General features: G+C 72.6%; 9 protein-coding genes. 4 read left to right on the top strand and 5 right to left on the bottom strand.

Going from position 1 to position 6,581, the window contains the following annotated elements; all coding sequences use genetic code 11:
* Both ABD709_RS18780 and ABD709_RS18775 read left to right on the top strand, forming a co-directional pair.
* A partial coding sequence (locus ABD709_RS18780) for an integrase core domain-containing protein (protein ID WP_344778308.1) occupies positions 1–127 on the top strand: 127 nt, incomplete at its 5' end.
* A gap of 99 nt (positions 128–226) precedes the next feature.
* Positions 227–1,195, top strand: a complete 969-nt coding sequence (locus ABD709_RS18775; RefSeq protein WP_344778290.1) for an alpha/beta hydrolase — start codon at positions 227–229, stop codon at positions 1,193–1,195.
* A 4-nt stretch (positions 1,196–1,199) separates the two neighbouring features.
* Here ABD709_RS18775 and ABD709_RS18770 read toward each other — a convergent pair whose 3' ends face one another.
* Genes ABD709_RS18770 through ABD709_RS18755 form a run of 4 tightly spaced genes read right to left on the bottom strand, consistent with a single transcriptional unit; the run spans position 1,200 to position 4,019 of the window.
* Positions 1,200–1,646 carry a DUF4190 domain-containing protein gene (locus ABD709_RS18770; protein WP_344778288.1) on the bottom strand — a complete coding sequence of 149 codons (447 nt, stop codon included), beginning with the start codon at positions 1,644–1,646 and terminating at the stop codon, positions 1,200–1,202.
* Entirely contained in the window at positions 1,643–2,725 is a 1,083-nt protein-coding gene (locus ABD709_RS18765) for an SPFH domain-containing protein (RefSeq protein ID WP_344778286.1), read from the bottom strand. Before ABD709_RS18765 ends, ABD709_RS18770 begins: the two co-directional genes overlap by 4 nt.
* Positions 2,725–3,186: an NfeD family protein gene (locus ABD709_RS18760; protein ID WP_344778284.1), complete on the bottom strand. Its 462-nt coding sequence runs from the start codon at positions 3,184–3,186 to the stop codon at positions 2,725–2,727. The genes ABD709_RS18765 and ABD709_RS18760 overlap by 1 nt, the downstream gene beginning before the upstream one ends.
* A gap of 38 nt (positions 3,187–3,224) precedes the next feature.
* Positions 3,225–4,019, bottom strand: coding sequence for an ABC transporter ATP-binding protein (locus ABD709_RS18755; RefSeq protein WP_344778282.1), 795 nt, complete (start codon positions 4,017–4,019; stop codon positions 3,225–3,227).
* A 57-nt stretch (positions 4,020–4,076) separates the two neighbouring features.
* Between ABD709_RS18755 and ABD709_RS18750 the strand changes: the two genes are divergently transcribed.
* Both ABD709_RS18750 and serB read left to right on the top strand, forming a co-directional pair.
* Positions 4,077–4,823, top strand: a complete 747-nt coding sequence (locus tag ABD709_RS18750) for a hypothetical protein (RefSeq protein ID WP_344778280.1) — start codon at positions 4,077–4,079, stop codon at positions 4,821–4,823.
* Positions 4,820–6,031, top strand: coding sequence for a phosphoserine phosphatase SerB (gene serB, locus ABD709_RS18745; RefSeq protein WP_344778278.1), 1,212 nt, complete (start codon positions 4,820–4,822; stop codon positions 6,029–6,031). The genes ABD709_RS18750 and serB overlap by 4 nt, the downstream gene beginning before the upstream one ends.
* A 13-nt stretch (positions 6,032–6,044) precedes the next feature.
* On the opposite strand, the gene ABD709_RS18740 is transcribed toward serB, so the two are convergent.
* On the bottom strand, positions 6,045–6,557 hold the full coding sequence (locus ABD709_RS18740) for a SixA phosphatase family protein (protein ID WP_344778276.1): 513 nt from the start codon (positions 6,555–6,557) through the stop codon (positions 6,045–6,047).
* Positions 6,558–6,581: the final 24 nt, after the last annotated feature.

Below are 6,581 nucleotides of genomic sequence, written 5' to 3'. Positions count from 1 at the left end.
CGACGAGGCCCGCTCAGCGACCTACGCCGACTGGGTCCACTTCTACAATCATCACCGACCCCACACCGGCATCGGAGGCCTCGCCCCCGCCGACCGCGTTCACAACCTCACGGGGAACTACAGCTAGGGAGCACCAGCTCGACGATGCCGCCGGCGATCAGCGATCGACCCGGCAAGCCCCGACTGCCTGTCCGCCGGCCTCCTGCTTCAGTGGCAGAATCTCACCGTGACCGAGGACGTGATGACCGGAGCCGTCACCGACGTGCTGGGCGAGCCGTGGCTCGCGGAGACCATCGAGCTGGAGCCCGACGTGGAGGGCCAGGTCGTCGCCACGCTCGTCACCCGCCCCGTGCCCACCACGGTGAGCCGGGCGGTGCTGCACGTCCACGGGTTCTCGGACTACTTCTTCCACACGGCCTGGAGCGACTGGTGGCTGGAGCGCGGGCACCGGCCCTACGGGCTGGACCTGCGCAAGTACGGCCGGTCGATCCGGCCGCACCAGACGCCGACGTACGTCGCGGACCTCGACGAGTACTTCGCCGACCTCGACGCCGCCTGGGAGCGGATCACGGTCCGTGACGGCAACGAGCGGGTGATCCTGTCCGGCCACTCGACGGGCGGCCTCGTCGTGGCGCTGTGGGCGCACGACCGGAAGCCGAAGGAGCTCGCCGGCCTGCTGCTCAACTCGCCGTGGCTGGACCTCCAGGGCCCGGCGTGGCTGCGGAGTCCGCTCGCCAAGATGACCCTCGACCGGCTCGGACGCTTCCAGCCGATGCGCGTGATGAACCGCGAGGTGCCGGGGTTCTACGGGCGCAGCCTCCACAGCGACCACGAGGGCGAGTGGACCTTCGACCTCAGCTGGAAGCCGCTGGACTCGTTCCCGATCCGGTTCGGCTGGCTCCGCGCGATCCGCGTCGGGCACGCCCGGGTCCACCGCGGTCTCGACGTCCGCGCCCCCGTGCTGGTGCTGTCCTCGGACCGCACCCACTGGCCGCGCGAGATGGGCGCCGACGTGCACCAGAGCGACATCGTGCTCGACGTCAGGCAGATCAAGCAGTGGGCCTCGTCGATCGGGCGGCACGTGACCTACGTCCAGGTCCCGGGCGCGGTGCACGACGTGGTGCTGTCCCGGCAGGGAGCGCGGGACCGCGCCTACGAGGAGATCGAGCGCTGGCGGACGACGTACGTCGACTGAGGCGTCAGCTGCAGGTGTAGTAGCCCTGGTCGTCGTAGGAGCAGTCCGGCGTCTGGTTGACCGCCCAGACGATGAACACGACGTAGAGGATCGTGCCGACCACGCCGAGCACGAACACCACCCAGCCGACGATGATCCCGGCGAGCGCGAGGCCGTCGCCGGCCTGGTCGCGGGCCCGGATCTGGCGCTTCGCGACGTGCCCGAGGATCGCGCCGACCGCTCCGGCGAGGCCGCAGGTGAGCAGCCCCGCGAGGCTGACCACCAACGACGCGATCGCCATCCCGTTGGTCGGCTTCGGCGGCGTGTAGCCGTAGCCCGGGTAGCCGCCGTAGGGCGCGCCACCGCCGTAGGGAGCGCCACCGCCGTAGGGGTTGGGCTGCTGCTGGCCGCCGTAGGGGTTGGGCTGCTCGCCGCCGTACGGGTTCGGCGGCGGCGGAGGAGGCGTGCTCACTGAGCCGGCTCGTCGGGGTCGACCGGGCGACCGGGGTGGGCGGCGTCCTCGGCCGCCTTGATCGCGGCCTCGACCTCGGCCCGGGCGGAGTTGACGGTCTCGTCGATCTCGGCGGCCCCCGGTCCGGCCGGACCGAGGTCGACCCGGGTCAGCGGGCCCTCGGTCTGCTTGGGGATGCCCGGCAGGTCCTTGAGCGTGGACCCGAGGCCCTTCATCGCCTCGGTGATCTCGCTCGGGATGATCCAGAGCTTGTTGGACTCGCCCTGGGCGATCCGCGGCATCATCTGGAGGTACTGGTAGGCCAGCAGCGACTGGTCCGGCTGCCCGTCGTGGATCGCCTGGAAGACCGTCTGGATGGCCTGCCCCTCACCTTGCGCCCTCAGGATCGCGGCCTCCCGGTCGGCCTGGGCCCGCAGGATCCGCGACTCGCGCTCACCCTCGGCGGTGAGGATCGCGGACTGCTTGCCACCCTCGGCGGTGAGGATCGCGGACTGCCGCTGGCCCTCGGCGGTGAGGATCAGCGCGCGCTTGTCGCGGTCGGCGCGCATCTGCTTCTCCATCGCGTCCTTGATCGACGGCGGCACCTCGATGCCCTTGATCTCCACCCGCTTGACCTTGATGCCCCAGCGGCCGGTGGCCTCGTCGAGGACGGCGGACAGCGCGGCGTTGATCTGCTCGCGGCTGGTCAGCGCCTGCTCCAGGTCCATGCCGCCGATGACGTTGCGCAGCGTCGTCATCGTGAGCTGCTCGATCGCCTGGATGTAGTTGGCGATCTCGTACGTCGCCGCGATCGGGTCGGTCACCTGGAAGTACAGGACGGTGTCGATGTCGACGGTCAGGTTGTCCTCGGTGATCGAGCCTTGCGGCGGGAAGCTGACGACCTGCTCGCGCAGGTCGATCATGTAGCGCACCTTGTCGACGAAGGGCACCACGAAGTTGAGGCCGGCCGGCAGCGTCTCCTTGTACTTGCCGAACCGCTCGACGATGCCGGCGCGCGCCTGGGGCACCACGCGGATCGCCTTCGCGACGACGACGATGACGAAGAGAACCACCAGGATCGGCAGCACCAGGTAGACCATCAGCTCGCTCCTTCTTGAACGGGACGGACGAACACGGTCGCGCCCTGGATGTCGATGACCTCGACCGTGCGGCCGATGGCGATCTGGGCCTCTGCGCCCGGGGACTCGGCGAGCCAGCTCTCGCCCTCGACCTTGACCCGGCCGGGGGCGTGCTCCTCGATCGCCTGGGTGACGACGCCCCGGTGGCCGACGAGGGAGGCGGGCCCGAGCACGAGGTCCGGGCCGCCGTGCAGCCGGCGGATCAGTGGCGGCCGCACCGCGCCGACCATGGCGACCGCGACGACGCAGGCCACGACCAGCTGGGCGATCACGCTGTCGGTCACCAGCGCCGTCGCCATGCCGCCGAGCGCACCGACACCGAGCATGAGGAGGAACAGGTCGAGGCTCAGCAGCTCGGCAAGTCCGAGTGCGATGCCGATCGCCAGCCACGCCTCCCAGAGATGGTCGCGCAGCCAGTCCATGCCTGCAGCCTATCCGTGCGGTCGCGACTCAACCCCTGCTATCGGTGGCGGTGCCGTCGCCGGGCGGCATAGCGGCCGTCGACGTGCTCGAGCGACAGGGGCATCCCGAACGTCGCCGACAGGACCGAGGCGTCCATCGTCTCCTCGATCGGGCCCGCAGCGACGACCCGGCCGTCGCGCAGCATCAGGACGTGGGTGAAGCCCGGTGGGATCTCCTCGACGTGGTGCGAGACCAGCACCGTCGCGGGCGACGCCGGGTCGTAGGCGAGCACCGACAGGGTGGACACGAGGTCCTCGCGGCCTCCGAGGTCGAGACCGCCGCCGGGCTCGTCCAGCAGCAGCAGCTCGGGGTCGGTCATCAGCGCCCGCGCGATCTGGACCCGCTTGCGCTCGCCCTCGCTCAGCGTCCCGAAGGTGCGATCGGCGAGGTGGGCGACGCCGACCTCGCGCAGCAGGCCGTCGGCGCGCGCGTGGTCGAGGTCGTCGTACTCCTCGTTCCAGCGGCCGAGGACGGCGTACGAGGCCGAGACCACCAGGTCGCGGACGGTCTCCCCCCGCGGGATGCGCTCGGCGACGGCGGCGCTGCTGACGCCGATCCGCGGCCGCAGCTCGAAGACGTCGATGGTCCCGAGCAGCTCCCCCAGGATGCCGACCGCGCCCGAGGTCGGGTACAGCTGCGCGGCGGCGACCTGCAGGAGGGTCGTCTTGCCGGCGCCGTTGGGGCCGAGGACCACCCAGCGCTCGCCGTCCTTGACGACCCAGGTCACGCGATCGAGAAGCGTCGCCTGTCCTCGTCGCACGGTCACGTCGGCGAGCTCCAGGACGGCGGACATGGCCCAAACCCTAATGGTCTGGGTCACGTGACCGGGAGCCGGTTATCGTCGCCGGGCGTGACGTCCTCCCTCGCCGCGATCCCCGTTGCCGGCCGGCTCGCGTGGTGGGGCACGGCCTGGCTGCGCGGCCTGATCGCGCCCGACCAGCTCCTCGACGCCGTCCTCGCCGACGACGCGGCGCACGTCGTCGCCGGCGAGGCCCTGGTGCCCGCGCTCGCCGCGGCCCGCAACGCGGGCGCCGACCTGGTCGGGGCCGCGTTCCCGGCTCCCGGCGACCCCGTCGGCCTGCGCGGGCCGGCCGCCTTCACGACGGCCGCGGTCGATGCCGGGGAGGCGGTGCTGCTGCTCGGCGCCGGGTCCGGGTGGGTGCCGACGACCGTCGGCCGGGCGGTCGAGTGGACGGTGCACGAGGCCGCCCGCCGGCCGCCGTCGGACCTGGGCGAGGCGGACCGCGAGCTGCGGGTCGCCGTACGCGAGACGGCCGACGGGCTCGCCCGCCTCGACGTGGCGCGCTGGCGACCCGAGGTGGCCGACCTGCTCCACGACCTGCGCGGCGGCGCACCGGTCCCGGCACCGCCGGGTGTGCCCGTCCGCGCGCACGACCTGGCCCGCCGCGCGCTGCACCTGGCGGTCGTGGTCGACGTCGCGCTGGCCGATGAGGGCGCCGCGGTCAGCGCCGGCGAGATGGCCGCCCGACGCGACGCGCTGCTCCCGCTCGACCGCGCGGTCCGGCGCGGGCTCACCGCCGCGTTCTCGCCCGACGGCTGGCCGCCGGACCCTGCCGGTACGCTGCGGGCGCGATGAGCGAGCCCGACGACACCCTGCTGATCACGCTGACCGGGAAGGACCGGCCCGGCGTCACATCGGCCGTGTTCACGGCGCTGTCGCACGCCGGTGTGCACGTGCTCGACGTGGAGCAGATACTGCTCCGCCGCCGGCTGGTGCTGGGCGTGCTCGTCACCGCGCCGCGGGACGGGAAGAAGCTGCGCCGTACGGTCGAGGAGACGGCGGCGGCGCTCGAGATGACCGTCGACTTCGAGAAGGGCACCGGCGACAACCGCGAACGCCGGCAGGGTCGCTCCCACGTGACCGTCATCGGCGCCCCGCTCAAGGCGGCGGCGATGGCCGCGATCGCGGGCCGGATCGCCGACTGCGGTGGCAACATCGACCGGATCGACCGGATGGCGAGGTACCCGGTCACCGCGATCGAGCTGCACGTCTCCGGCGCACCGCCGGAGCGGCTCCGCACGCTGCTGGCGCGGGAGGCCGTCGAGCACGGCATCGACATCGCGGTCCAGGCCGCCACCATGCTGCGGCACGGGATCCGGCTGATCGTCATGGACGTCGACTCCACGCTCATCCAGGGCGAGGTGATCGAGATGCTCGCCGCCCACGCCGGCTTCGAGAAGGAGGTCGCCGCCGTCACCGAGGCCGCGATGCGCGGCGAGATCGACTTCGAGGAGTCGCTGCGGGCGCGGGTGCGGCTCCTGGCCGGGCTCGACGCGTCGGTCCTCGACGAGGTGTACGACGCGATCGTGGTCAACCCCGGCGCCCGGACCCTGGTCCGCAGCCTGCGGCGGCTCGGCTACCGGTTCGCGATCGTCTCCGGCGGGTTCAGCCAGATCACGGACCGGCTCGCCGCCGACCTCGGCATCCACCGGTCGCGCGCGAACGCGCTCGAGATCGTCGACGGCAAGCTGACCGGCGAGGTGCTCGGCGACGTCGTGGACCGCGCCGGGAAGGCCCGGGCGCTGCTGGAGTTCGCGGCCGACCTCGGGGTGCCGGTCTCGGCGACGATCGCGATCGGCGACGGCGCCAACGACCTCGACATGCTGGAGGCCGCCGGCCTGGGCATCGCCTACAACGCGCGACCGGTCGTGCGAGCGGCGGCGGACACGACGATCAACGTGCCCTACCTGGACACGATCATGTACCTGCTCGGCATCACCCGCGAGGAGATCGAGGCCGCCGACGCCGAGGCGGGCATCACCACCCCCGCTCCCCCGGTCTGACCGGCGCCGAGGTTCAGCCGCGGCCGACCTCGAACGCACGCAGCGTCGCGCAGCCCGGACCGAGGCGCGACCACGGGACCGGCACGTCGAACACCGTGACCGCCGAGGTCGGGTAGCCGAGCATCAGGCTGTCCACCGCCTCCGGGTCGCCGTCGCCGTCGTCGAGCAGCTGCGCGAGCATCCCGACCGTCGGGTTGTGCCCGACGACCGCGATCGTGCCGGTCGACTCGTCAGCGGCGCGCAGCAGGTCGAGCACCGTGTCCTCGTCGGCGCCGTAGAGCGCGTCGTCGTAGTCGGCCTCGACGTGCCAGCCCGCCGCCTCGGCGAGCAGGGCCCAGGTCTCCCGGGTGCGCGCCGCACCGGACACCAGCGCGCGGTCGGGGGCCACCTCCTGGGTCTTCAGCCACGCCCCCGCGGCCGCGGCGTCCTTGCGACCGCGGTCGGCCAAGCGACGCTCCGCGTCGGTGTCGGCGTACGGCTCGGCCTTCGCGTGACGCACGATGACCAGACGACGGGGAGGGGCCATGGCCGCATCCTAGGGTGCGCACGG

Origin of the sequence: Nocardioides panacisoli (genome assembly GCF_039537325.1) — a bacterium.
Classification (GTDB): Bacteria; Actinomycetota; Actinomycetes; order Propionibacteriales; family Nocardioidaceae; genus Nocardioides; species Nocardioides panacisoli.
Note: the sequence above shows the minus strand (reverse complement) of the source record. Positions and strands in the feature narration are given on the sequence as shown.

Coding starts and splice junctions, on each gene's coding strand:
- ABD709_RS18765 (WP_344778286.1), bottom strand. CDS start 2,725: ATGGTCTACCTGGTGCTGCCGATCCTGGTGGTTCTCTTCGTCATCGTC.
- ABD709_RS18760 (WP_344778284.1), bottom strand. CDS start 3,186: ATGGACTGGCTGCGCGACCATCTCTGGGAGGCGTGGCTGGCGATCGGC.
- ABD709_RS18755 (WP_344778282.1), bottom strand. CDS start 4,019: ATGTCCGCCGTCCTGGAGCTCGCCGACGTGACCGTGCGACGAGGACAG.
- serB (WP_344778278.1), top strand. CDS start 4,820: ATGAGCGAGCCCGACGACACCCTGCTGATCACGCTGACCGGGAAGGAC.
- ABD709_RS18740 (WP_344778276.1), bottom strand. CDS start 6,557: ATGGCCCCTCCCCGTCGTCTGGTCATCGTGCGTCACGCGAAGGCCGAG.